The organism is Priestia aryabhattai (assembly GCF_023715685.1).
Taxonomy (GTDB): domain Bacteria; phylum Bacillota; class Bacilli; order Bacillales; family Bacillaceae_H; genus Priestia; species Priestia aryabhattai_B.
The window spans coordinates 697,156-722,728 of the sequence record NZ_JAMBOQ010000001.1; the positions used below are offsets into that span (position 1 = coordinate 697,156).

General features: G+C 37.5%; 28 protein-coding genes. 7 read left to right on the top strand and 21 right to left on the bottom strand.

Annotated elements, in window-relative coordinates; all coding sequences use genetic code 11:
- Nucleotides 1-10: 10 nt before the first annotated feature.
- The 17 genes from M3225_RS03560 to folE all read right to left on the bottom strand — a co-directional run bounded on the left by M3225_RS03560 (nucleotide 11) and on the right by folE (nucleotide 16,093).
- On the bottom strand, nucleotides 11-1,111 hold the full coding sequence (locus M3225_RS03560; RefSeq protein WP_251391161.1) for a prephenate dehydrogenase: 1,101 nt from the start codon (nucleotides 1,109-1,111) through the stop codon (nucleotides 11-13).
- 72 nt (nucleotides 1,112-1,183) lie between these two features.
- Nucleotides 1,184-2,287, bottom strand: a complete 1,104-nt coding sequence (hisC, locus tag M3225_RS03565) for a histidinol-phosphate transaminase (protein WP_251391162.1) — start codon at nucleotides 2,285-2,287, stop codon at nucleotides 1,184-1,186.
- A gap of 4 nt (nucleotides 2,288-2,291) precedes the next feature.
- On the bottom strand, nucleotides 2,292-3,107 hold the full coding sequence (gene trpA / locus M3225_RS03570) for a tryptophan synthase subunit alpha (RefSeq protein WP_251391163.1): 816 nt from the start codon (nucleotides 3,105-3,107) through the stop codon (nucleotides 2,292-2,294).
- Entirely contained in the window at nucleotides 3,094-4,308 is a 1,215-nt protein-coding gene (gene trpB / locus M3225_RS03575; RefSeq protein ID WP_045292887.1) for a tryptophan synthase subunit beta, read from the bottom strand. The genes trpA and trpB overlap by 14 nt, the downstream gene beginning before the upstream one ends.
- Nucleotides 4,305-4,931 carry a phosphoribosylanthranilate isomerase gene (locus M3225_RS03580; protein WP_251391164.1) on the bottom strand — a complete coding sequence of 209 codons (627 nt, stop codon included), beginning with the start codon at nucleotides 4,929-4,931 and terminating at the stop codon, nucleotides 4,305-4,307. Before M3225_RS03580 ends, trpB begins: the two co-directional genes overlap by 4 nt.
- Complete coding sequence (gene trpC, locus M3225_RS03585) at nucleotides 4,921-5,688, bottom strand: indole-3-glycerol phosphate synthase TrpC (protein ID WP_251391165.1); 768 nt, start codon at nucleotides 5,686-5,688, stop codon at nucleotides 4,921-4,923. The genes M3225_RS03580 and trpC overlap by 11 nt, the downstream gene beginning before the upstream one ends.
- Entirely contained in the window at nucleotides 5,678-6,703 is a 1,026-nt protein-coding gene (gene trpD / locus M3225_RS03590) for an anthranilate phosphoribosyltransferase (protein ID WP_251391166.1), read from the bottom strand. The genes trpC and trpD overlap by 11 nt, the downstream gene beginning before the upstream one ends.
- Nucleotides 6,696-8,210: an anthranilate synthase component I gene (gene trpE, locus M3225_RS03595; RefSeq protein ID WP_251391167.1), complete on the bottom strand. Its 1,515-nt coding sequence runs from the start codon at nucleotides 8,208-8,210 to the stop codon at nucleotides 6,696-6,698. The genes trpD and trpE overlap by 8 nt, the downstream gene beginning before the upstream one ends.
- Nucleotides 8,211-8,493: 283 nt before the next feature.
- Entirely contained in the window at nucleotides 8,494-9,576 is a 1,083-nt protein-coding gene (aroB, locus tag M3225_RS03600; RefSeq protein WP_251391169.1) for a 3-dehydroquinate synthase, read from the bottom strand.
- A complete protein-coding gene (aroC, locus tag M3225_RS03605; RefSeq protein WP_251391171.1) occupies nucleotides 9,576-10,748 on the bottom strand; it encodes a chorismate synthase in 1,173 nt (390 codons plus the stop codon). The genes aroB and aroC overlap by 1 nt, the downstream gene beginning before the upstream one ends.
- A gap of 134 nt (nucleotides 10,749-10,882) precedes the next feature.
- The gene (locus M3225_RS03610; RefSeq protein WP_251391172.1) at nucleotides 10,883-11,665 is read right to left on the bottom strand and encodes a CheR family methyltransferase; all 783 of its coding nucleotides are present in this window, start codon (nucleotides 11,663-11,665) and stop codon (nucleotides 10,883-10,885) included.
- A gap of 211 nt (nucleotides 11,666-11,876) precedes the next feature.
- Nucleotides 11,877-12,326: a nucleoside-diphosphate kinase gene (gene ndk / locus M3225_RS03615; protein ID WP_251391174.1), complete on the bottom strand. Its 450-nt coding sequence runs from the start codon at nucleotides 12,324-12,326 to the stop codon at nucleotides 11,877-11,879.
- Nucleotides 12,327-12,441: 115 nt separating this feature from the next.
- Nucleotides 12,442-13,407: a heptaprenyl diphosphate synthase component II gene (gene hepT, locus M3225_RS03620; protein ID WP_251391175.1), complete on the bottom strand. Its 966-nt coding sequence runs from the start codon at nucleotides 13,405-13,407 to the stop codon at nucleotides 12,442-12,444.
- An 81-nt stretch (nucleotides 13,408-13,488) separates the two neighbouring features.
- Nucleotides 13,489-14,193: a demethylmenaquinone methyltransferase gene (locus M3225_RS03625; protein WP_114896687.1), complete on the bottom strand. Its 705-nt coding sequence runs from the start codon at nucleotides 14,191-14,193 to the stop codon at nucleotides 13,489-13,491.
- A 4-nt stretch (nucleotides 14,194-14,197) separates the two neighbouring features.
- Nucleotides 14,198-14,989 (bottom strand): heptaprenyl diphosphate synthase component 1, encoded by a 792-nt coding sequence (locus M3225_RS03630; RefSeq protein WP_251391176.1) that lies wholly within the window; start codon nucleotides 14,987-14,989, stop codon nucleotides 14,198-14,200.
- Between the two features lie 281 nt (nucleotides 14,990-15,270).
- On the bottom strand, nucleotides 15,271-15,501 hold the full coding sequence (gene mtrB / locus M3225_RS03635) for a trp RNA-binding attenuation protein MtrB (RefSeq protein WP_013059014.1): 231 nt from the start codon (nucleotides 15,499-15,501) through the stop codon (nucleotides 15,271-15,273).
- 25 nt (nucleotides 15,502-15,526) lie between these two features.
- Entirely contained in the window at nucleotides 15,527-16,093 is a 567-nt protein-coding gene (gene folE, locus M3225_RS03640) for a GTP cyclohydrolase I FolE (protein WP_013059015.1), read from the bottom strand.
- Between the two features lie 577 nt (nucleotides 16,094-16,670).
- Between folE and M3225_RS03645 the strand changes: the two genes are divergently transcribed.
- Together M3225_RS03645 and M3225_RS03650 are read left to right on the top strand one after the other, a co-directional pair.
- Nucleotides 16,671-17,252, top strand: a complete 582-nt coding sequence (locus M3225_RS03645; protein ID WP_251391177.1) for a hypothetical protein — start codon at nucleotides 16,671-16,673, stop codon at nucleotides 17,250-17,252.
- 125 nt (nucleotides 17,253-17,377) lie between these two features.
- Nucleotides 17,378-17,833: a hypothetical protein gene (locus M3225_RS03650; protein WP_251391178.1), complete on the top strand. Its 456-nt coding sequence runs from the start codon at nucleotides 17,378-17,380 to the stop codon at nucleotides 17,831-17,833.
- A 65-nt stretch (nucleotides 17,834-17,898) separates the two neighbouring features.
- Here M3225_RS03650 and M3225_RS03655 read toward each other — a convergent pair whose 3' ends face one another.
- Together M3225_RS03655 and M3225_RS03660 are read right to left on the bottom strand one after the other, a co-directional pair.
- Nucleotides 17,899-18,606 (bottom strand): cytochrome c biogenesis CcdA family protein, encoded by a 708-nt coding sequence (locus tag M3225_RS03655; protein WP_251391179.1) that lies wholly within the window; start codon nucleotides 18,604-18,606, stop codon nucleotides 17,899-17,901.
- Between the two features lie 6 nt (nucleotides 18,607-18,612).
- The gene (locus tag M3225_RS03660) at nucleotides 18,613-19,236 is read right to left on the bottom strand and encodes a hypothetical protein (protein ID WP_251391180.1); all 624 of its coding nucleotides are present in this window, start codon (nucleotides 19,234-19,236) and stop codon (nucleotides 18,613-18,615) included.
- A gap of 131 nt (nucleotides 19,237-19,367) precedes the next feature.
- Between M3225_RS03660 and M3225_RS03665 the strand changes: the two genes are divergently transcribed.
- Both M3225_RS03665 and M3225_RS03670 read left to right on the top strand, forming a co-directional pair.
- Nucleotides 19,368-19,787, top strand: coding sequence for a hypothetical protein (locus tag M3225_RS03665; protein WP_251391181.1), 420 nt, complete (start codon nucleotides 19,368-19,370; stop codon nucleotides 19,785-19,787).
- 152 nt (nucleotides 19,788-19,939) lie between these two features.
- A complete protein-coding gene (locus tag M3225_RS03670; RefSeq protein WP_251391183.1) occupies nucleotides 19,940-20,317 on the top strand; it encodes a hypothetical protein in 378 nt (125 codons plus the stop codon).
- 128 nt (nucleotides 20,318-20,445) lie between these two features.
- On the opposite strand, the gene M3225_RS03675 is transcribed toward M3225_RS03670, so the two are convergent.
- Both M3225_RS03675 and M3225_RS03680 read right to left on the bottom strand, forming a co-directional pair.
- Nucleotides 20,446-20,880 carry a DUF3888 domain-containing protein gene (locus M3225_RS03675; RefSeq protein WP_251391185.1) on the bottom strand — a complete coding sequence of 145 codons (435 nt, stop codon included), beginning with the start codon at nucleotides 20,878-20,880 and terminating at the stop codon, nucleotides 20,446-20,448.
- Nucleotides 20,881-20,951: 71 nt separating this feature from the next.
- Nucleotides 20,952-21,404, bottom strand: coding sequence for a hypothetical protein (locus M3225_RS03680; protein ID WP_251391187.1), 453 nt, complete (start codon nucleotides 21,402-21,404; stop codon nucleotides 20,952-20,954).
- 297 nt (nucleotides 21,405-21,701) lie between these two features.
- On the opposite strand from M3225_RS03680, the gene M3225_RS03685 reads away from it, so the two are divergent.
- Genes M3225_RS03685 through M3225_RS03695 form a run of 3 tightly spaced genes read left to right on the top strand, consistent with a single transcriptional unit; the run spans nucleotide 21,702 to nucleotide 25,570 of the window.
- A complete protein-coding gene (locus M3225_RS03685) occupies nucleotides 21,702-22,037 on the top strand; it encodes a hypothetical protein (RefSeq protein WP_251391189.1) in 336 nt (111 codons plus the stop codon).
- A gap of 4 nt (nucleotides 22,038-22,041) precedes the next feature.
- Complete coding sequence (locus tag M3225_RS03690) at nucleotides 22,042-23,547, top strand: tyrosine-type recombinase/integrase (RefSeq protein ID WP_251391191.1); 1,506 nt, start codon at nucleotides 22,042-22,044, stop codon at nucleotides 23,545-23,547.
- A gap of 4 nt (nucleotides 23,548-23,551) precedes the next feature.
- Nucleotides 23,552-25,570, top strand: coding sequence for a hypothetical protein (locus M3225_RS03695; protein WP_251391193.1), 2,019 nt, complete (start codon nucleotides 23,552-23,554; stop codon nucleotides 25,568-25,570).
- Nucleotides 25,571-25,573 lie beyond the last annotated feature (3 nt).

Consider the following 25,573-nt stretch of genomic DNA (forward strand, 5'->3'; position numbering starts at 1 on the left):
CATTAGTACATTAAGAAATAAACGTCTGATATTGATGCTGATGGAGACACGCTCTTGCTCGCTTTCTATCTTCCTCTGTTTGAAAGCTTAAACGTAATACTCCGTATATGTCTTCTCGTGTTTCTAAAATTCGAATGTTTGTAATACTGATTTCATCTTCTGCTAAATAACTCGTTACTTCTGAGATAATACCCGGATAGTCAGGAACATCTACATAGAGATCATAAAAGGATGGAATCGCTCCTTTGGTTCGTACAGGAAGCTGGTCTCTAAATTGTTTCGCTTGTGAAAAATATGTATAGATATCGTTCGCGTCTTTTCGTTCGATCATATTTCGCACGTCGTTCATCTCTTCGAGCCAGTGGTCAAACATCGAAAGAAGCGCATCTTGGTTATGAAGCAAAATATCTCTCCACATCGCTGGACTGCTTGAAGCAATACGTGTAATATCACGAAACCCTCCAGCTGCAAGCTGCGAAACTAGCTGATTATCTTGTTGGTAATATTCTGCTTGATGAACAAGGCTTGCAGCAATAATATGAGGAAAATGGCTAATGACACCTGCTAATTTATCATGTTCTTTTGGTGACATCACAATAATTTTAGCTTTTGTACCACTTAGCAATTCCTTTAAGCTGTCTAAAGCCTCCGAAGAAGTAGAAGATGAAGGTGTTAATACATACATTGCATTTTCAAATAAATGAGCTTTAGAAGCAGCTACTCCGCTTTTATGAGACCCAGCCATTGGGTGACCACCGATAAACTCAATGCCTTTAGCAATAAGAGTCTCCGCTGTCTTCACTACTTCTTCTTTTGTACTTCCTACGTCTGTGACGATGACAGACTGTTTGAGCGTAAAATGTTCTAACTGTTTTAGCACTTCCGCTGCTTGGGTGACCGGAATTGCAATAACAATATAATCTGCTTGCTCAGCGCCTTGTTGCAGAGAAGAAGCCGCTTGGTCAATTACACCTAGGGTTTTAGCAAGCTCCAGCTGCTCTTGGTTAATGTCAAAACCTATTACATCAAGATGGTGATGCGTCTTTTTTATATTAAGTGCCAGTGATCCTCCAATTAACCCCAGGCCTATAACAAAAACATTTTCTTTCACTTTCCTTCACCTCATTGTACATATGAAGATGAGAGTGTGAAATCACACTCTCATCTTTTACTATATTAGGTATTAAGCTTTTGCCGTTGCTTGGTTAACAAACTGCTGAAGCAATTCAATGATTTGTTCATTTTGTTCTTTTGTTCCCACCGTAATACGAACCGAAGTTGGGAAGCCTAATGCATTCCCGGAACGAACGATAAATCCGCGCTGCAATAAAAATTGAAACACTTCATCGCCTTGACGACCAAAATCAATTAGAACAAAATTAGTGAAAGAAGGATAGTAGTTTAAGCCATTCTTATCACAGAAAGCATAGTATTGCTGCAAACCTGCTTCATTTTTCTTTTTACACTCTTCAATGAACGCTTGGTCTTCAAGAGCAACAATTGCTGCTTTTTGAGCCATGCGGCTTGTATTAAAAGGTTCACGAGCCGGCTCAATTTTTTGTAGCAATGATTCGTTTGCAATACCGTAACCAATACGCAAAGAAGCTAAGCCGTATGCTTTTGAAAATGTGCGAAGTACAATTAAGTTTTCGTATTCATTCAAAAACTCTACCGTATTCGGGTAGTCGGCTTGATCTGCTGCATACTCAAAATACGCTTCATCCATAACGATTAACGTATGCTTAGGAACTTGTTTCATAAAGGAAATTAACTCATCGCCCTTCACATACGTTCCCGTTGGGTTATTAGGACTGCATACCCATACAATTGTCGTATTTTCATCAATTGCACGAAGCATAGCATCTAAATCATGATCTCCGCCGCGCAGCGGTACTTCACGAATTTCTGCACCTTCAATTACGGCATTGTGCTTATATTGAGGAAATGATGGCGTCGGCATGACAGTATTAGTATCAGCTGATAGCAAAGCTCGGCAAATAATTTGAATGACTTCATCAGACCCATTTCCAAAAATCAGCTGATCTTGCTCTACACCTACGTGTTTTGCTACGGCTGCACGCAGTTCAGCTGCATAACCGTCTGGATAAAGCGCCATATTTTCGATTTCTGCAGCAATGGCCTCTTTTACTAAAGCAGAACTGCCGTAAGGATTTTCATTGGATGCTAATTTTACGACGCGATCTAAATTAAATTCACGCTTCACTTCTTCAATTGGCTTACCTGGTTTATATGGAGATAAAGTTAGTAATTGTTCTTTTACCTTCAACGTGTTACACCTCGCATTTTTGTATAGGCGAAACGATGGATGCAACATACTCCTCAATTTGATTTAATCCGTCTCGGCGTGTATCCTTATTTAAAAGAACTTCTTCAAGCTGGCCAATTTTATTAACAATTGCACTCCCAATTACAATGCCGTCGCTATGTTCTTTTAACACCTCTACTTGTTCGCTTGTTGAAATCCCAAAACCGACGGCAACGGGTATAGAAGCTGCTGCTTTCACATCTTCTAAAAAGGTGCCAATATCAGCTGGCAACGTAGAGCGAACCCCAGTAACGCCTAAAGACGACACGCAGTATAAGAAGCCCGTTGCATCTGCAGCGATTTTTTTGATACGCTCTTTAGATGTAGGAGCAACCATTGAAATGTACGCAACTTCATTTTCAGCAGCAAGCTCCCGGATACGGCCACTCTCTTCGTACGGTAAATCCGGAATTAGCACTCCATCTATTTCATTTTCTCGCATTAACGCGAAAAAGGATTCTAAACCTAATTGTAACACAGGATTAAAATAGGTAAAGAGAATTACCGGTATTTTCACACCTTTTTTTCTCATCACTGATACAAGCTTAATGGCTTTTAAAATAGACATACCGCCAGATAAAGCTCTTTTAGACGCCTCTTGAATAATCGGACCATCTGCTAAAGGATCGGAATACGGTACGCCCAACTCTAAAATAGAAGCACCTTGCTTTTGCAAAGACAAAGCAATATCCACCGTTGCATCTTCATGAGGATCTCCTGCTGTAATAAATGGAATAAATAATGTTTCATGTTTAGGTAGTCTCGCTTCAAACGTATTCATGTTCTTCTTCCTTCCCTTCTAGCAAGTTTACTAATGTATGAACGTCCTTATCTCCTCGACCTGACAAGCAAATTAAAATCGTCTCTTCTTTCGTCATGCTTTTAGCCAGTTCAAATGCTTTTGCTAACGCATGGGCGGATTCAATAGCCGGGATGATTCCCTCTGTTTTCGCCAGCAGCTGAAGAGCTTCGATTGACTCATCATCCGTTACACTTTCATATTCTACTCGTCCAATAGATGAAAGGTGAGAATGCTCTGGACCGATACCCGGATAATCCAAACCTGCTGAAATAGAATAAGGCTCTGTAATTTGACCATTTTCATCTTGAAGTAAATACGTGAGCGTTCCGTGAATAACACCTTTTGTGCCTTTAGCCATTTTAGCAGCATGAAGGGCTGTATTTAGTCCTTTCCCTCCTGCTTCTACGCCGATCAAGCGTACATTTTCTTCTTTAATAAAATCATAAAACATGCCGATTGCATTACTGCCGCCTCCGACGCATGCCACGACAGCATTCGGAAGCTTGCCTTCTACCGCTGTAAATTGTTCTTTTGCTTCTTCTCCAATAATTTTTTGGAAATCCCGAACCATTTTAGGATAAGGATGCGGTCCAATTGCCGAACCAATTAAGTAAAAATGATCTTCACAATGTTGAACCCAGTAGCGAATTGCTTCATTTGTTGCATCTTTTAACGTTTTTGTTCCAGAAGTTGCAGGAATGACTTCCGCTCCTAGAAGCTTCATGCGAAAGACGTTTAAAGCCTGACGTTCAATATCTTCTTCTCCCATGAATACTTTACATTCCATTCCGAACTTTGCAGCTACTGTAGCTGTGGCTACTCCGTGCTGACCCGCTCCTGTTTCAGCAATAATTTTTGTTTTTCCCATACGTTTAGCAAGTAAAATCTGTCCAATGGCATTATTGATTTTGTGAGCACCCGTATGATTTAAGTCTTCACGTTTCAAATAAATTTTTGCCCCGCCGAGTGTTTCTGTAATATTGTCAGCATATGTTAAAGCCGTTGGTCGCCCTGAGTAGTTGACGAGTAAGGATAGATACTCATCTTTAAATGCCGGATCTTTCATTGCTTCATTCAAAGCTGCTTCTACTTCTTCAAGTGGTTTCATTAATGTTTCAGGTACGTACTTTCCGCCAAATTCACCAAAGCGGCCAAATTCATCAGGATGATTGTATGTCATAGTATGATCTTCCTTTCAATCTCTATAATTTTTGTATAGTCCTTCGTTCCATTTGTTTCAATACCGCCAGAAATATCAATCGCTCCAGGCTTGTAGGGTAACAAGTTCTCAATGTTAAAAGCATTGATTCCTCCAGCAATAAAGCATTTTTTACCTAACTTTTGGGCAGCTGATTCATACTGAGGAACGAAGCTCCAATCAAAAGCGACTCCCGTTCCTCCGAATTGTTCTTTGACCTTGCTATCAATTACATAACCGTCAGCTTCTTCATATACATACATTTGCTGCAGCGTCTCTTTATTGTGCGGGAGTGCTTTCCACACTTCATATCCATGCTGCTTTAACTGACGTACTTCCTCAGCTGTTTCTTGCCCGTGGCACTGAATAACATCTAAATTTGTCGCAGAGGCAATTTCAAGTATTTGATCTACCGGTGTATTTACGAATACACCTACTAATGAGACTTGTTTTTTAATTTCATCCGTTACAAACTCATTTACTCGTTCAGGCTTTACATATCGTTTACTTTTAGGATAGAAAATAAAGCCAATGTGAGTAGCAGCCGACTTTTCAATTAAAGCTATATCTTCTTTTGACCGAATGCCGCAATACTTAATAAGCATATTCACTTTCCCCAAACAGCTTTTCAATCGCTTTGGTTTGATTATCCTGTCTCATAAGCGATTCTCCTACTAAAATAGCTTTTGCTCCCGCTTCTTTTACGTAAGAAACATCATCGTATAAGTAAATGCCGCTTTCACTCACTAACAGCTGTTCTTTCGGAACGTGCTTGGCGATTTCTTTTGTCTGCTCCACGCTGGTTTCAAACGTATGAAGGTTTCGGTTATTAATTCCGATAATCTTCGGCGTAAATACAGCTAACAGCTGTTCGAGCGTTTCTAAAGAATGCACTTCTACTAAACAATCTAACTCTTTTTCAGCAGCTTGAAGATAAAGCTCTTGCAATTTTAAGGGTTCAAGTGCTTCTCCAATGAGTAAAATAGCATCGGCACCGATTCTTGCACTTTCTTCCACTTGAATGGAATCAATGATGAAATCCTTGCGAAGCACAGGGATAGAGACATGCTGTTTAATATCACTTAAAAACGTTCGATGTCCTTGAAAATAGTGCTCATCCGTTAACACAGACAGAGCATCTGCTTTTCCTTCTTCGTAGGCTTTAGCAATTTCCACAGGCTGAAAATTCTCTTTTATTAATCCTTTGGAAGGAGAGGCTTTTTTCACTTCTGCAATAAGAGCCAGCTCTCGATTGGGATTTGATAAAGCTTCTATAAATGATCGTTTTGTAACATTTTGCTGCTCGGGTAACTGTAAGTTTTGAATTTCTTCTTTTTTTGTTTCAATAATTTTATTGAGCATGTTCAACCACCTTTTTCGATTTCAATCGTTGTAATTGCGTGTATGCAGCACCTGATTCAATTGTTTCTAAAGCTACAGCTACTCCTTCTTCAAAAGTAGAAACGTTTCCGCTAACGTAAATAGCTGCAGCAGAGTTCAACACGACTGCATTTTTAGCAGTTAAATTACTTTTATTTAAAAATAGCGCTTCAATAAGCTCTGCACTTGATTTCGCGTCTTCTACCACCAAGTCCTCAAGCTTCCCTCTCTTTAAGTGTACATCCTCTGGTGCAAGCGTATATTCTGTAATGACATTGCCTTGCACTTCTACAATATCTGTTACATCCGTGGCACTAATTTCATCCAAACCGTCTCTGCCCGCAACAAGCAGGACATGGTTAGCTCCCAGTACAACAAGCGCTTCTGCTAATTTTCGTGCAAGCTCAATGGAATAAACGCCAATTACTTGCTTTGTGCAGTTAGTAGGGTTTGCTAACGGACCTAATGCATTAAAAACGGTTCTAAACCCTAATTCCTTTCTAGTAGCAGCAACGTGCTTCATAGCCGGGTGATAAAGCGGCGCAAATAAAAAGGACATGTTGAGGTCAGCCACCGCATTTTTCACTTCTTTTTCATTTCCTTGAATCCATATATCCAGATGTTCTAACACGTCTGCACTTCCGCTTTTAGAGGACACGGCGCGATTCCCGTGTTTCGCAACCTTTACTCCAGCAGCAGATGCCACAATCGCACTAGCCGTCGAGATATTAAAAGTAGAGGCCCCATCTCCTCCCGTACCGCATGTATCTACTACTTTTAATTCTTCTAGAGAAATAGCATTCATATTATTTTTCATACCTCGGACAAAACCAACAATTTCATCTACCGTTTCTCCTCGGTACGTTAAGATGGTTAGTACGCTAGCAATTTGAGCTGCCGGGACTTTACCGTTCATAATATCATTCATAATTTTTTCTGCTTCTTCCGCTGAAAGTGACTCGCCGCGCAAACACTTTTTTAACAATTCTTTAAACATATACATCCTCCTTTTTATCGTAGATGTCTTGAGCTAATTGAATTGTTTTAATTAAAGCGCTAGCTTTATTGCGGGTTTCTTTCCACTCAAGCTCCGGTTTTGAGTCAGCAACCACTCCTGCTCCGGCCTGGATATAAGCGGTCTGGTCTTTCAAAAGAATTGTCCGAATCGCAATGCACGAATCAATGTTTCCATCAAATCCGAGATATGCTACGGTTCCTGCATATACATTTCGCGCAACTGGTTCAATTTCATTTAAGATTTGCATCGCCCGCACTTTTGGAGCGCCAGATACGGTACCCGCTGGAAATGCAGAAAGCAGCGCATCAATAGGATGTACTTTTTCGTCAAGGCGTCCTGTCACCTTAGAAATCAAGTGCATGACGTGCGAAAAGTTAACCTGCTGCATTAATACCGGTGTTTGGACCGTTCCATACTGTGCAACTCGGCCGATGTCATTTCTTGCTAAGTCCACGAGCATATAGTGTTCTGCCCGCTCTTTTTCATCGTTAATTAAGTCTTCATACAAGCGCGCATCTTCTTCTGCATCCCTGCCTCGTCTTCTCGTTCCTGCAATTGGATGAATCTCTAAATGGCCGTTTTCAATTTGAATCAACCGCTCGGGAGAACTTCCAATTAGTTCCACACCCTTTACTTTCACGTAAAATAAATAAGGAGACGGATTAACTAATCGCAATACTCTGTAAATATCAAATCCAGCTACTGTCGTATCAATTTGAAATCTCTGCGACAATACGGCTTGAAAAACATCTCCGCTTTTAATGTATTCCTTAATTTTTTCCACATCTTGCACAAATTTATCTTTTTGGTATGACGATGTCACGCCTTCAAAGCTAACTTCGCGCTGCTCGCTTTCAAACATCATTGGCTTTTCTTTCACCGTCTGCGCTATTCTTTCAACATATCGATTGATCTCTGCTAGAGCTTCACCGTATTTTTCTTTTTTCTGCTGTTCTTTATCTTGTTCATTAAGCTGAATGTAGTGAATCACCATAAGCTCTTTTGTTTGATGATTATAAGCAAGCATCGTTTGACAATAGATAAAGTGAAAAGTAGGCATGTTCAAATCGTTTTGGGCATGTACGTTTACTTTTTCAATTTGCGATACTGCGTCGTAGCTGATAAACCCTACTGCTCCTCCTTTAAAAGGAAGTGCAAGGTCTGGTACTTTCACTTTCAGCTCTTGCTGAATTTTACAAAATACCTCTTTAAAGCTGCCTCCGTGCAGCATAGGTTGGAGCTGCTTGTTTTTTGCTAGATAGGTTCCGTTTTCTTCTTCTACATACAAAAATGGATTCAAGCCAATAAAAGAATAATTGGACCATGGTGATGATTCATCATTACTTTCAAGCAAATATACCGCTTCATCTTTTACTTGTTGAAAAAGATCAACAGGTGTCATGCTATCGATAAATATTTTTTTTATAATTGGAATGGTTAAATACTTTGTAGAGTCTTCTAAAAAAGAAGTATACGTGTTCGTCATATCTTTCAATCCTCCATTTCATGGAGAATGAGAATAGATGAGGTTATATAAAAGAGGATATAATAAATAAACCCAAAGACACATCAAAAATGGGCCTTTGGGTATACGAATGGTAAAATTCACTCAACTAAACTCTGCTCAACTGTCTCATTCTCGTCTACCCTAATCTCAACTAAACTGTCTATTGTTTTCTCATAACTAAAATTTCTAAACTAACTTGTTACCAATTGTAGTACGTTTCAAATTCATTTGTCAACTACTATCTACTTTGCTTTAAACTAAACTAAGCTTTAAGCTCTTCATTCAGCAGCTTAAGAAGAACTTCATCTTCTACTTGTTGAACAAAAGGTTTGCCTATGCCTTCAAGCAGTACCATATGAACATTGCTTGATTTAGACTTCTTGTCTGCTTTCATTCTCACGAGCAGTTTTTCAGCTGAAAGATGGTTTGGGACAGACGTCTCGTAGCCAAATTTTTCAAACCATTTCGCAATGTCCTCCACAGAGAACTGGCTTTTCCCAAGCATATTGCTGACTTTCATAGCAAACAGCATACCAATCGCTACGCCTTCTCCATGGCTGATTTGTCCATAGCCGCACTCTGCTTCGATCGCATGACCTAGCGTATGTCCAAAGTTCAGATGAGCGCGAACGCCAGCTTCTGTCTCATCTTCTTTTACAACAGATGCTTTGACTAAAATACCGCTTTGAATAGCATAAATTAATTTTTCATCTTGTAAATCAGTCAACGATTGTATATTTTGCTGAAGCCATTCATAAAATGCTTCATCGTGAATAAAAGCGTGTTTAATCACTTCTGCAAAGCCGGAACGCCATTCTCTTTGAGGAAGCGTTTTAAGAAGATCAATGTCATAGACAACCGCTTCAGGCTGATAAAAAGCACCAATCATATTTTTTCCAAGCTCATGATTAATGGCTACTTTACCGCCTACAGCACTATCGTGAGCAAGAAGCGTCGTTGGTACTTGAATAAAAGAAACTCCTCTCATGTATGTAGCTGCTACAAATCCAGCTAAATCACCAACTACTCCTCCGCCAAAAGCAATAACTAGCGCATTGCGATCAAGCTGCTGTTCGAGCGCAAATGTCTGACAATCGTAGTAATGTTGGAATGACTTTGCATGTTCACCGCTTGGTACTACGTATTTAGCCACTTTAAACTGCGTCTCAATCGCTTTTACAACCGCTTCTCCATAATATGAATCTACAGCTAAATCAGTGATTATTAACACGGACGACAGATTAGGTTTTACACTCTCAATAATAGAAGGCAGCTTTTCAATTAATCCACTTCCTAAATAAAGAGGATATGTTTTGGATAAAGTTTGAATATCAATTTGCAACATTAAAACTCCCTCGCATGTGCACGCATTTTCTCAATATTTTCAGCAATTAAATCAATTCGGTCTTGTCCAAACTGTTCGATTAGTGCATCAGCCAATTCCCAAGCTACAACGGCTTCTGCTACAACACTTGCTGCCGGTACAGCGCAGCTATCTGAACGTTCGATGCTTGCCTCGAAGGCTTCTTTCGTTTCAATATCAACACTTTTTAATGGCTTGTAAAGCGTTGGAATAGGTTTCATTACACCGCGTACTACAATAGGCATACCTGTTGTCATACCACCTTCAAAGCCGCCTAAGTTATTTGTTTTGCGGGTATACCCATTCTCTTCATCCCATAGAATTTCGTCATGAACTTCGCTTCCTGGTCTGCGAGCCGCTTCAAACCCAATCCCAAACTCAACGCCTTTAAATGCATTAATGCTCATAACAGCTGCAGCAATCTTCGCATCTAATTTACGATCGTAATGAACATAGCTGCCTACTCCTGCTGGCACGCCTTCAATAATAACTTCTACTACGCCTCCGATAGAATCGCCGTTTTTCTTAGCGTCATCGATTGCTTGCATCATGTCTTTCTCAACAGCTGAGTCAAAACATCTTACTGGAGAAGCTTCAGTCGCTTCTTGAAGTTCCTCTAAGCTTTTGTATTGAGGCGGATTTGCCTGTACGCCTCCAATTTCTAATACATGTCCAGCTACAGAAATCCCGAACTGAGCAAGGATTTGACGAGCCACAGCACCTGCTGCTACCCTTACAGTTGTTTCACGAGCTGAAGAACGTTCTAATACATTTCTCATATCGCGATGACCATATTTAATAGCGCCGTTTAAATCGGCATGCCCTGGTCTTGGTCTTGAGATTTTACGCTTTACTTCTTCTGATTCTTCTTCAGAAATTGGCTCGATGCCCATAATTTTTGTCCAGTGTTTCCAGTCGTTATTTTCTACCGCTAACGTAATAGGAGAGCCTAACGTATATCCGTGACGAACACCGCTTAAAATTTCCGCTTGATCTTTTTCAATTTGCATACGTCGTCCGCGGCCATGCCCTTTTTGTCTTCGCGCTAAATCTGTATTGATATCTTCGGCTGTTAAAGGAAGTCCTGCCGGAACACCCTCTAAAATAGTAGTCAACTGTGGACCATGTGATTCTCCTGCTGTTAAATATCGCATAATTGTACCTCCGCTTAATATGTATTATTCGTCAGAATTTTTCCATTTTTAAATATGACTATACCATACTATAACATAAGAATGTACAAAAAGTTTCACCTCAGCTTTTAAGAAATCGCTTCAGGTTATCTCGGTTAAATGGTCTTTACTTTTCTGTAAAAAAACGTATCAGCCGTTTCAAATCCATACTTTTGTGGAGTAAAAACCTGTTCTGTGCTCCCTACAAATAAGATACCGCCAGGTGCTAAAGCTCTGCTAAATTTTTCGTATAAAGCATGCTTTGCTTCATCTGTAAAATAAATAAGCACATTTCGACAAACAATCAAGTCAACGTTTTTCGGAAAAGAGTCTGACAGTAAATTATGTTTTTGAAAAGCAACTGTATTTTTGATTTTTTCATCTAGTAAGTACCCGGTTCCTCTTTGTTGAAAGTACTTATTTTTCATCGAAACAGGCATTTCTTGAAGTGAACGTTCGTCATAAAAGCCTATTTTTGCTTTTTCTATCACTTTTTCATCCAAATCGGTCGCCAATATAGAAATACGCGAAAGGGGAAAAAATGTTGATAAAACCATCGCTAGCGTATACGGCTCTTCACCTGTCGAACAGGCAGCGCTCCACACTTTCAGCTCTGTTTTTCCTTTTACAAGAGTCGGTAAAATTTTTTGCTCCAATATATCCCATCGCTGATAGTTGCGATAAAACTCTGACACGTTAATCGTCATCCGATCCAAAAACTCCTCAAGCAGTTCGTTGTTACTATTCATTGCTCGATAATATTCAAAAAAACTAGAAAAACCCTTTTTTTCATACAGGGAGGTGAGGCGTCGTTGCATTTGCGACTGCTTATATAGTGATAAATCAATGCCTGTTTTTATTTTTATTTTCTCCACAAACGCGTCGTATTCATCTATCATTTTTGACTCTCCTTTCTCATTTCTATACGTTTATGTTAGACGTATAAAGAAATAAAACCTTTATGTACGCTTATCTTCTTAATTAATATATCGGAATACATTATGAAAATGTTTATGTAGGGAGTCTTCACAATCAGTAGCCTAAAAACCTATTTATAAACACAATAAAAAAGACGAATGAAAATTCATTCGTCTCGTTGCGCTATCTAAATTAGTAAATCCAAGCGTCTGCGTCTTTTTTATAGAAAGTCAGCTCTTCACTTTCAAAGAATAAGCTGATTTCACGCTCCGCACTTTCTGGTGAATCCGAGCCGTGAATAACATTCTTATCGACAATCAGTCCATAATCACCTCGAATAGTTCCAGGAAGCGCTTCTTGAGGGTTGGTTTTCCCCATCATTTGACGTGATACTGAAATCACGTTTTCACCTTCCCATACCATAGCAAAAACTGGACCTGATGTGATAAATTTCACTAACTCTCCGAAGAAAGGTTTCTCTTTATGTTCACCGTAGTGTGTTTCAGCTAATTCCTGCGAAATATGCATAAGCTTAGCTCCAACTAATTGAAAACCTTTTTTCTCAAAGCGAGAAACAACCTCACCAATAATGCTTCTTTGTACCCCGTCTGGTTTGACCATTAAAAACGTTTTTTGTATCATTTTACTCTCCACCCCTGAAGTTTATGATATGTAAACAAGTTTTGAAAGCGCAATCACACCTCATGAAGATATTAACATTGTTTCGAGCAGTTTACAACTTATGAAAGTAAATAAATCAAAATTTCCGTTTTCCAATGTATTTCGCAATTTGATGTAGCGTTTTTTTCGCCTTGTTTGGCGGCAGTTCTTCTAAAATGCTCATCGCTTTTTGCAGATAACGATCGCTCATCTCAAATGAACGTTCAATGGCGTTAGAAGATTTAATATCAGAAATAATTTCATTGATCAGCTCTTGCTCATATTCCTTCTCGAAAAGCTGTTCTACTTTATCTCGAAACTCAGCATTTTCAATGGCATACAAAACTGGCAGCGTAATATTTCCTTGTAGTAAGTCGCTGCCAACTGGTTTCCCAAGCTGTTCTTCTGATGAGATAAAATCTAAAATGTCATCGGTAATTTGAAATGACATTCCCACGTAATATCCAAACCAAAATAAACGTTTATGTATATCTTCATGAGCTCCCGCTGCAATTGCGCCTAACTGACAGCTTGCAGCAATTAGCAGTGCCGTTTTACGTTTAATTCTACGCAGATACACGCGTAAGTTTTGGTTTAGGTTGTATTTGTCCTTAATCTGTTCAATTTCACCGAGCGTTAATTCCACCATCGTATTAGATAAAATTTTATGTGCTTCTACATCTTTAACCTCACTCATAACTTCAAGTGCACGAGCAAAGATGTAATCCCCTGTATACATAGCAATACGATTGTCCCATTTTGCCTTAATTGTTGGTTTTCCGCGTCGCTTATCAGCGTCATCAATAACATCATCATGAACAAGAGACGCCATATGAATCAGCTCAAGCGCTACTGCCACATGTTTGATTTGGTCGATGTTGTAATGCCCAAATTTAGCTGCCAACAAAACAAATACAGGGCGAATTCGTTTCCCCCCTGCTTGTAAAAGGTGAAGAGAAGCATCTGTGATAAGTGTTTCATCGGTATGAACAGTTTGTTCAAGTTCTTTCTCAATAAGGGTAATATCCGTATTCAAAAAAGCGTACATCATTTTTAGTTTCATTGGACTCACCTTGCATTATATATTCATTCTTTACTCCTTATCCTACAGGCTGTTGCACCTGTAGGACAAGCTTTTTCTTTTTTATCGTTTGTACCCTAGATGCATCGCTGCTACTCCACCTGTGTAAGATTTCACTTCAACATCTGTCAAACCGGCTTCACGGAACATGTCAGCCAATTGCTTTTGACCTGGAAAGTCCCTAGCTGACTCTTGAAGCCATGAATATTCATCATAGCTTTTAGCAACCATCTTTCCAAGCGCGGGCATAATATACTTAAAATAAAGCAAGTACATTTGTCGGTAGCCAATCATCGTGGGCTGAGACGTTTCAAGGCAGACCACTTTTCCACCAGGTTTCACGACGCGCTGCATTTCCTTTAAAACTTGAAGGTAATCGGGCACGTTGCGCAGTCCGAATCCAATCGTTACATAGTCAAATGAATTATCTTCAAAAGGAAGTTCCATTGCATTGCCATGTAGTAAGGTAATATTTGAAAAAGGTGAGCTTTTTACTTTCTCTTCACCAATCTTTAGCATATTTTGACTAAAATCCAGGCCAACTGCCTCTCCTGTTTCTCCAACTGCTTCAGCCATGGCCAGCGTCCAATCTGCAGTTCCGCAACAAACATCTAAAGCTTTTGTTCCTTTTTGAACATTCATTCGCTTCATCGTATCTTTGCGCCATGCCTTATGACGCTGAAAACTAATAACAGAATTCATTTGATCATAATTTTTGTATATTTTTTCAAATACGCCATGGACACGCTGTTCTTTTGATTGCTGCATATCTCTATCCTTCTCCTACGACATTTTTCAGCACTTCTAAGCTAGATGTAAGTTCATCTAAGTGCTCTCTTAAAAACTCATTCATTGCAAATTTACTTCGCAAGTATCCTCTAACAATATTTACAGACTGTTGAGTATACGAATAAAGGTATTCTTTTATTTGTTCTTGATTCATGCCAATTTGTTTGCAATAGTTTAGCAAGAGAGTAGGCTCTTTTTGCTGTAATGACTTTAATTGCTTTAATATCCCGTTCAAATACGCTGCATGTTTTAAAAGTTCTTTCCACTCTTCACGTTCAAAATAGTCACATAAGCATCTTACAAACGATGATTCTGCTGCTAAAAAACTATTCATAACGTCGTGTGGATTAGTAGAGCGATTGTTATAAATGTGTATCTTAGCGATATTAATTTCTTTAATAGCAGATGCTATAACTTTCATTAAATTCAGCTGGCTGCTTTGAGCTAGATAGTAATAGTACAGGCCGCTGTAATAATCTCCTGCCAAAACTACCAGCTGCCGCTCATGCAGCTTCCCTTCATTTCCGCTAACATTTTGAGTGGAGACTAGATCGTGGGTATCAAGTGCGGTTTGAACGAGCATCACAGATAGCACAGAGCTGTTCTTTTTTTCTTCTTCCATTGAAAGAGTGTCTAAGAACGAACACATGTACAGTAATCTATTTTCATCAATACGCGGATGATGAATATATTTTTTTACATATGGATGACTTAATTCAACATGAAGCTGTTCTTTCATGTTGGCCACAATATCATAGATGGTTTTTACGCTCATCATCCTTGTCTCCCTTTCCATCACTATTTGTTTAAAGTTCTTTTAACTCCAAATCGATAGTGTCAATTATAACATAATTACATTATAAAATATCCTTTAAATTCTTTTGAAGCTTTTTAACGGTTTAAATCTTTTAGCTGCTCATCCGCTTGAATACCGTTCATCTACATACCATCTTCATTTCTTAGACAGTAATTTAAGATATTGCTTTTAGTTTCACCATGTTTTTCCTGTTCTTATTCATTTATTTTAAATATAAATAAAAGCAGGAAAATCCCTGCTTATTTTTTCGTATCGGATTCAATTTCTCCGTGAACAGTCTGAATGACAGCTTTGCCACGAATTTTAATTGCAGATGTATGCTCAGTAAACTGCGCAATCATTACTTCGCCTTTATCTAGTTTTTCTGAATGATGAAATCGCGTATCTGCTCCTCGCGTTAAGCCAATTACGTTAACTCCATCTTCGACCGCTTTAATGACAATATACTCTGGCGTTCCTTTTTGTGTCATATTCTCTTCTCCTTCATCATCCACATTATGATTTAATCAGTGATAAAACTTCAGCTCTAGAACTTGCATCGTGTTCTAACACTCCACGCACAGCAGAAGTGATTGTCATAGCCCCAGGCTTTTTAATGCCTCGCATGGTCATGCACATGTGCTCTGCTTCGACTACTACCATTACCCCGTGCGGCTCTAATGTTTCCACAATAGAATCCGCCACTGTAGATGTAATTCTCTCCTGCAGCTGAGGACGTTTCGCAACAGCTTCTACCGCTCTTGCCAGCTTACTTAAACCGGTCACTCGTCCGCCTTTCGGAATATACGCAACATGAGCTTTTCCGTAAAAAGGAACTAAATGGTGTTCACACATAGAGTAAAAAGGAATATCTTTTACAAGCACTAGCTCTTCATGATCTTCTCCAAAAACGGTTTTAAAATGCTCTTTTGGATCTTCATTCAACCCTGAAAAGACTTCTTCATACATTTTAGCTACTCGCTTTGGTGTATCTAGTAACCCTTCACGGTTTGGATCTTCGCCAATCGCTTCTAAAATTAGTCTCACAGCTTGTTCGATCTGTGGTTTATTTACAGATGACATGTTGTTGCCCTCCAATTCGTTGCATTACGACTTTATGAAAAAAATTCTAGCATATGTATATACCAAAGGCAAAAAAGAAAGGTCGCAAATGTGCGACCTTTCAAAGCTCTTCATCAACGGCTATGAATAAAGCCATTTTATGTAGATATTATTTTACAGCATCTTTAAGAGCTTTACCTGGTAATCTACTATTAAAAATATAATACTAAAAAAACACAAGGGTATCAACAGGTAAATAGTATTCAAAGTTCACTAACTAATCTAAATGTTCAGTGAACCTTATTTAAAGAATGAGTAATACATACAGTATAGGAAATGACATTAGTTTTTAACAGGCTCTTAACAGGCTCTTTGTAGACTCTTACAACAACAACAACCATTAAGTTCTAACATAGTGGAGAGATACAGACTTAGGGACTTATAACAAAAATTAAAAAGGTATCACTATATTTGAATGCAACTACGTTAGAAAAGAATAAATAGTTGAACCCTCATATTCCTTCGCTATTATACATATCAATATGGGACATCCTAATTATAAAGGTATGTATAAACCATAATTTCAGGAGGAATGTAGATGCGTAAATGTATCATTTGTTTATTTACCATTGCTTTACTGTTAAATTTAATCGCTTGTTCATCCACTTTAGCGAAGGAGGTATCCTATCCCAAAACAATAAAACAACAAATTAGGGCAAGTCTAGTTGAGTCAGTAAGAAATATTGATGTATCAGGACCACTAAAAGTAGTAAAGGTAACAAAGGTGCCGAAGCATAATTATTACACTGCTTTATTTGAGTTAAAAACTAAGTCGATGCAATATTTAGGTGATGCGTCATTTATCAAAGAAAATGGCAAGTTTAAGCAAGTCGGTGCATTTAGCTTTGCAACAGATAAAGTAGAACAAACAACCATAACTGTAAACAACAAACTCTACAACGTTATTTATGGAGAAAATAAGGACAAACGCATTGGTTCAATTAATGCTGAATTGCTGAATAATCCATTTAAATATTCTATTGATGTTGTAGATGCCCCTTATTTTGTTCATTATCAACAGTTACCCTCACGTTTCAAAATGAAGGATGCGTACCCAACTAAACTAAACTGCTTTAATCAATCTCATCAAGAGATGACATGGGGTGAATGCGCAAGATAGCCCCATTAACGCATTCTTTTTTATTTATCCATATTAATTTATATATTTGCGGAGTAAGTACGTATAACAGTTTAAATAATTTCTTTTGATAAGAGCACACTATTTATTAGGAGGTGTGTATTCTTATGAAAAAAATAACTCTTATTACACTGATTGCATCTATTCTCTTACTCGTAAGCACTAGCATAGACGCTAAGGCACTTGCTTTTCCTGAATTACCAACGAAAGAAACATCTAAACAGTGGAGTGTTGAGGTTACAAAGCCAAATACTGAAGACCCTAACTTAGCAAAAGCAAAAAAAGGTGTTTATCACACCTATAGTCTAGACGTGGAAAACATAGGAAAAGACGTGCGTGATGTAAAAGTTCAATTATTTCGCAATGAAGCCAATTCGATTACAAAATACGGACTTTTGCCAACTACGGAACCACCACAACTTTCTCAAAAAGGTGGACACCCTTATCGTATTTCTAATTTCGGTTTATCTGAAAAAGCAACCGATTTAAACATTGTAATAACGTGGAAAGAACAAGGTGAAGAAAGAGAATACCAAGAAACGTTTACGTTTCATCAAAAATAGAGCCTCAGAATTAATGAGGCTCTATTTTAACGCAAATAAATCAACGTATCATTAGGTGGCTTATTCTAGAATCCTGTAAACCCTCTAAATAAGTGCGTGGTTAGAAATGCTGTTATGTTCGTCATCCAATCAAAGAATAAAATGAGACTCATAGTTATTGTTAGATAACCACTCATTTTTGCTATCCTACTTGCATATTTTTTTATCCACCCTGCTTTCCCTATAAAAAAAGACATGATAATAAAGGGTAAAGAAAAACCAAGCGCATAGGCACACATGTACAAAAAACCTTGTCCAGTATATAAACCTAAGCTCATCACTGTTCCTAATATCGGTCCTACACAGGGGGTCCAGCCAGCTGCATATCCTACACCAATCAAAGTTGTGCCTAGATAGCCTGATGGTCGATTTTTAAATGTCAGTCTTCTATCAGCCATTAAAAACCTTGGTTTCAGTATTCCTACCATAACTAGCCCAAAAAATAGTAGCAAAACTGCGACGAATTGGCGTATCAAATCGCTATACTCGAAAAAAAGGCGATAAAGATATGTAGTTGATAATCCTAGAACGATAAAAATACTAGAAAAACCTATTACGAAACAAAAAGTATGCAACAAAGCTATTTTGTTAAACTTATTTTGCCCACTTTTTAAATCTTGGACTGATACACCTGTTATATAGGATAAAAAGGCAGGGTATAACGGTAAACAGCAAGGTGATATAAAAGACAATATACCTGCTCCAAACGCGACGAAAACATTTAACGAATTCATAAAACATCACCTACTCATTGTATAGTGTATTGATTTCGATGAAACTTGTAATCCTTCGGGAATACCGTATTGAAACCAATTGCCTCGCTCTCCAAATCCTCCAGGATTATAATAATAAAGGTTTCCATCAATTTCGGTTACAGCCGTAGGGTAAAGAGGATTTCCTGTGTAAACGTAGACACCTCTTTCTTCAGTTCCGAAAGGGAACATACCACGCTCATTTGGCATTACTATTTTTATTGGAATACCGTGGTAATAAGGCTTCAGTCTATCTCGATAATGAGCAAACTCATCAAAATGACTACCAAAAGAAATTGCTCCATTGAACCATTCAGCATAAATAATGGTTAAAAGTAAGCAACCGATTAAAGATAAATGTCTTTTATTTTTTAAATTAATGGGTATTTCATATTTAGACAGAATGAAACAGATTAAAAGAAGTAACCCAATTTCTACAAAAGGCAGCCATAGATACATGGAGACATACTCTAATGAAAAAGGTTCAGGAAGTAGAAAAAGAAGGTAAAGTACTTGAAAGATAAGAACATTCTTCAAAGCAACAGTACGTCTCAGAACCAAAACAAAGAGCCACATAAAAATAATAGCAATCGTGAAAAAACTAATTATCACACTGTTCACCCTCTTTTTCTTAGTATGACAACTAATAAGGTTTGTCCTTAATTTTTATTCAAAGAAGGAAACTAATATTAATAGTAAATTAACACAAACTAAGTATTATCTATACGAAAAGGAGACTCACCTTGAAAAAAATCATGGTCAGTTTAAGTTTTATTTTATGCTTAATTGCTTTTAAGGAAGTTGTAGAAGTTAGTGCTGAAACTGAATACGTACCTCAAAATAAGCCACCCACAATAATGGAATTAGCTTTTCTTAGAGAGCTCGGACCTATTATATTGAATACCATGGAAAAACATGGTGACCCACAACTTTTCACTTCTGGGCGTATGGAGAAAATAATAAGAAATAAACAGAATGACTTTTATGATGTAACAATAAGAGTAGTAGGATATGAAGGACCCATTAATCCTCCCTACAAATTAATACGTATCACCTTTCGGTTTCCTGGAGAAAATTATACAAAACATAGCGTCATACAGTATACACATAGAAATATTACGCCTGATGAATTTAGCAATCTCAGCAAGTTCGTTGATAGGTAAGGCGACTAATATACTTAATTTTAGAACAACAGTGATTATGTGTAAAAACAAACCAAGCAATATATGGACTGAGGTGTAGGTTTATAAAAACAAATCTGAGGTTTGGATTCATTATTTTGTGTATTCCACTTTCTTTAAGCATGTGTAATGTAGTGAAAGCAAGTTTGGACGATACCCCTTTACCTTACTTGGAACCAAAATGTCCAGATGCTTCTTCTACGGTTAAAGTTAACGAAAGGGAAAAAGAAGAGGTACTTCTTGCATTGAACAAATTAGTACCAAAAGCTTATCCCTACAAGGAAAACAGCATATGGAAAGTAGAAGAAGCAAGACCACTATCATCACCACAAACATTTCGACCATACTACAACTTAGCAAAAAACTTATGCGGGACAGGTGTTGCCAAAAATTCTTGGTTCATAAAATTACACTTCCCAAAAATCTCGCAAGGAGTAAGCGCATCTACTGGAATTATGTTTATCGCAAAAAATTCCAATAATGAATGGAACGTTTGGTACACATACAAATAGATGATATGAAATGGTAGGAAGTTCCTCATATCCATAAACTGTTACATAATAAAAAAAGGGCGCGGAAAGTTATTTCCACGTCCTTTTACGTTACTATCCATATTTCGAACTACTTATAACGAAGAATTCTAAGCTGGGTCTCTGCATTCATACACTTCATGAGGTTTCAACTTTCTTACTTTAAATGACTTCATCTCCCAACCGTTGGTGTGATAATCACTTCTAATAGTCACTGTGAAAATATGAGAAGGTGGATTATGAGGACCAAAATAAGACATCCCTTCAAGTGTTGCTTCAAACATCATGGAGCCTGGATGGTCCAATTTTTTTATAGATAACACCCGCCGACAATCAAACCGTACTCCCTTACTATTTTTTGCACCGTAATATTTTTCTGCTGCCTGTGTCATTTGGGTATCTAATAAATCTATCACAGCATCCTCTAAAATATTTTCTCGTGTTGCTTTTGTTTTAGTTGGAAGATTTGCCCCTACAGGGGCTGCTGAAAGAGTTATGAAGACAAATGTCATGATTATAGATAAAGTCCATAGACGGTTTTTCATTCCATTAAATTCCTTTCATATTTGATTCAAGAATTAGGTTCAGAACCATCATAATCACCATTTTAAAACGATTAATTGCACGTTTTTATTACTCCTTGCAATACAGGAGGTCCAAGCTTTTCAGTTTTCGAATTCGAAAGACGAACCTGTACTTTCACATTTTTTATATCTGCCGTGATTAAATCAAAGCGTCCCGCCCACGTAGGACCATCCTCTTCTGGCGTTGGATACATACGAAATCGCCAACTAATTTCATTTGGTATGGTTGCATATCCTTCATAACTATCATATTGACCGTAAGACGATGGTGTTGGGAGATGAGCTCCTAGAATACTGATATTTGTTCTAGCGATACTAGATGTTTTTAATTGAACTTCGTAAATTAAAGCTGACCCCTTAGCGTTTTTTAGTCCCTTATTGATAGGGTCTAATGCAATCGTACAGGGCATTTTATCAGCATGTGTTTGAAGTGGATAAGTAACTGTACTTACGAGTGTAAATAAGACAAAAACAAAAGTTTTCATGTAGTATAGCTCCTTAATTTTTTGTTATGTTTCCCTATACGGAGCTAACTTATAACATTCTTTATATGTACGTGCTAACGGTGTATGTGTAATCTACTGTAAATATACCTAAGAACTCTAAAATGTTTATATTACCTATTAAAAATCAGCCAAAGTACACTAATAATTCAGAATTTTTAGTGTAATTTGAGTGAACAATGTATTATAATTCAAATTATAAGTTGTTGGAATATATTTGAAAGTTCAATTGTAGTACCTACCTCAATAACATCTATATAAATAGAAGGGAGATAAACAATGAATCAATCAAATCGACAATCGGAACACTATTCGAAAGATGAAGTAAGAGGAATTATCATTAACATGTTCTATGCTGCTACTGGGTTTGAACCTTACGAAGAGCTTATTGGGTTATTCACCTACATTGGGATTCAACGAACTGCTGAAGTCCTATGCTGTTACAAACAGTCTAAACATGTAAGAAATCCACTAGCTTGGTTTAGAAGAGCTATACAAGAGGGATACAAACCTTCAGACATAGCCGTGAAAAAGGATAAGAAAGTGGCAAGAAGAAACACTTACTCTTCGAGTAAACCATCAGATATTGAAATATATAATTGGCTGGAGGAATAACTGAATGAGTTTCGCTGATTTCTTTGTAATTGCCGATATATTAGATAACGATAAGAGATTGAAAGCCTTCGCTGAATACTACAACAAACTAAGAATAAATGGTTTACATTATACGAATTTCTTTGCCGAAACTAATGTTATTTCCATTTGCACCCCTAACCATTCAACCCACCATGAAGCAACATCATTTCTATTACAATGTAAAAATGAAAATTACTCAATAAACACAATTCGTAACTATGGATACCAAATGAAAAAGTTACTGGACTTTCTAATGCTTTGGGACATGGACATATTAGATGGAGATTTAATGATAATCCTAACTGGTTTCGTTGACTATTTACGACTAGTTGAAACCAAAGGAACTGCTGACTATCCTTTACCCGATAAAGCCATTGAATGGGCTGCTTTGGAATATGTACCTCTTCACAGAGAAGCGAGAACAGCAGGAAAGGTACTAACAATTCAAATGGACGAGTACGGTGGCAGAGAGAAGGTTCCATGGGGAAAATTACCTTCATCTTATGTTTCAAATATCGTATCCCTTGCTATTAAATATTTTATTTTCTTAAAGAGACGAACGCATAAATACAGTTACCTTAATCTCGGAGAGATTCCTGTAAAGAAAAAATACAAAGAAACATTTCTCTCAGGAACCTTAGGCAATGTTCAAGTTTCAGTATTCGATATTAAATACATTATGGACAGAGCTGGAATCGGGATAACTGGCTCTACAAAAAGATATACAGCACTCAAGGAAAGAATTCCTACAGTCACAGAAATGAATGTGTTCTTTTCATCTTTGCCTACAAACAAAAGACAAAACACCTTCTTGTTTCACATTTTAAAATGTTTTGGACTAAGAGAATCGGAAGCTGCGAACCTAATGATAGACACATCAACTTTACCAAAAAAATTACTTCGTTTAAATTACTTTGAAGCAATCGAACATTTGAAAGACCACTTACGTGGTGATGTTGAATTTGTTCCTAACATTGATAAGTGGGTATGTAACGTCGTTAATAGAAATGATGCAATCGGTCATTTCCAGTCAAGAAATAAATCGTCCGAAGATAGAACAATACCCCTTTTCTTCTCCCAGGATGAATTTTCATCACTCTTACTTGATGCACTGAAAGAAAGAGAATTAGTAATGAAAAGAGCAGGAAGTGAACACCCTTACTTATTTGTATCTAGGGCACCTTCTCGTATGGGCAAGCGTATCACTGGAAGAACGGTCTATGACAAATTAAAAAACACCTTATCTAATTACTTAGATAAAGAATCCGTTTTGCAAGAAATAACGCCACATACTTTCAGACATTATTATGCAACATACTGCCTAAGAGTACTAAAGCACTCTGTTGAAGATGTACAACGTCGCCTAGGTCATTCAGATAAAGAAGTTACTTTAGGGATATATTCACATTATTTACACGATAACAACAACGAATTAGAAGAAAAAGCAAGGGACATAAGTGACACTTTCCGTGTTGCATCTAAGGGGTGAAAAGATGGAATGGATACCATTCGAGGAGTTTGAGGAACAAATACACAAATCCACTAGAAAATCTGTAACAAGAGAACGTATAGCAAATAACAGAGTAGTTGTAGGACAGCTCCAAGAGCGATATCCTTCAGGTAAAGAATGGCTCTCATCACCACTTGAAGAAAAAAGCATTCAATTTGGAGACACATCTGAACTAGGTTATATCCTATTTTGGGCGTGGCAAAAAAAGATATATTTAAACTTAGAGTACAGACACCTTCTGTATAACTATTTAATTCAACGTTATGGTGTCGCAGGGTCAGCCAATCGTATTAAAAAATGGGTCAGAGAATCTCCTCTACTCACAGATAATGAATGGGAAGTTATAAAGGCGACATCTAAAACAAAGAGAAAAGTTATAAAAGCAGTTGTATTTTTAATTCTTTTCTCAATGAAACCCTTTGCTGAATTAACAGACGATGACTTAGATAAAACGCCTTTAGTTTACGAAAGGCTTATGAGTAAAAAGATGGTTAACGACCTGAGGCTGAAGCTAGGCTACACTCATAAGATTGTAAGAAAATCTCGACCTAGCCATTGGACAACCATCCTCTTTACCCACCCCTCTTGGGGTGAAATGTTTAGAGAATATCATAATTATCTTGTTCGGGCTAATGCCAAGCCAATTTATATTATCAGAGTTGGTCAATGCTTAAAAATTCTAATGGATTATCTAGAACTTCATTCCTTAAAAGACTGCTCTCAATTTACATGGGAGGATTTTGAATCTCTCACTAATTTTCTATTAAGTGACAATAGAGAAGTCAGTAGCGCTAATGTAATGATTGCTAAATATAAGAAATTTTTTTTATGGGGAGCCAATGAAAATGGTTCCTTTCCAAAAAAATTAGAGTTTCCTGAGAGCTTTTGGAAAAGCTTAAGCAAACAGGCAAAAGAACGCAGTAGAAAAGGAAATGGTCGTGCGTTCACAGATGAAAATATTGCTGATGAGATTGTTAAGATTCTTACAAAATACCAACCTGAAAATGAACTAGAACAGCTATGCCTATTTTTTTGGAGGATTATAGTTTCTTGTCCTGCGCGCTTCAGCTTTGTGCTTAACCTTCAAGCTGAAGATGCCTTACAACGCCTTCCTAACGAGCCAAATGCTTATGGAATTTATTCACGGAATGCAGATAAAGCAGGAAACAAGGGCGGTCAATTTCCTTTTGTAGATAGATTAGGAATTGATGCGGTTAGCGCTTTGCAAACAAGAGCAAAAGTAGCGAATTTCCCTACGCTCTATAATGATGAAACAAAAGATAGGTATGTCCATTTATTCCAACTTTCGGAATCTCCGTGGGTACTTAATAGACACATTGTTTGGGAGTTTTTCAATAATAAAATTAAGCCTAAAGTATCCTCTATTTTAAAACTCGAAGAGTCGTCTTTAGGTGGAGCGCATGGGTTCCGTCATCATATCTTAACAGAGATACTCAAGCAAACTGGAAGTTTAGAAGCTACACAAGTTGCAGCTGGACACTCAAATTCTACCATGACCAAAACTTATATTAAAAGCGCTCATGCAAAGAAAGCATTATTATACAGAGCTATTGACAAATACGAACAAGGTGAGATAACTGGCAAGTTCTACTTAAGGCTTATTGAAGCGTTAACTACTAATGAACCTACAAGTGAATTACTTTATGACTTAACAAAAGAGCTGACTATGGAAGAATTCATCAAGAAACACGGACGTAGAACTGAAATGGGATTTTGTTTTGATGAAGATGGTACTTGTAGACACTACTTGAAATGTTGGAGTTGTCCTAGCTTTATGATGACACGAGAAGAAATTGAAGGTGCTGTAAAGCTTTTGAAGGAGTTAACATTCCAGTTCATTGAGTTTAAGGATGAAAGTGTAGACTTTAGTTATGAGAATACTATTGCTCAAAATAAATTAACAGCCATAGGATTAATCAAGGAAAGATTAATGGATTTAAAGATATCAGAAGAAGAAATTACTTCTATGGTTTTTAATTAATTG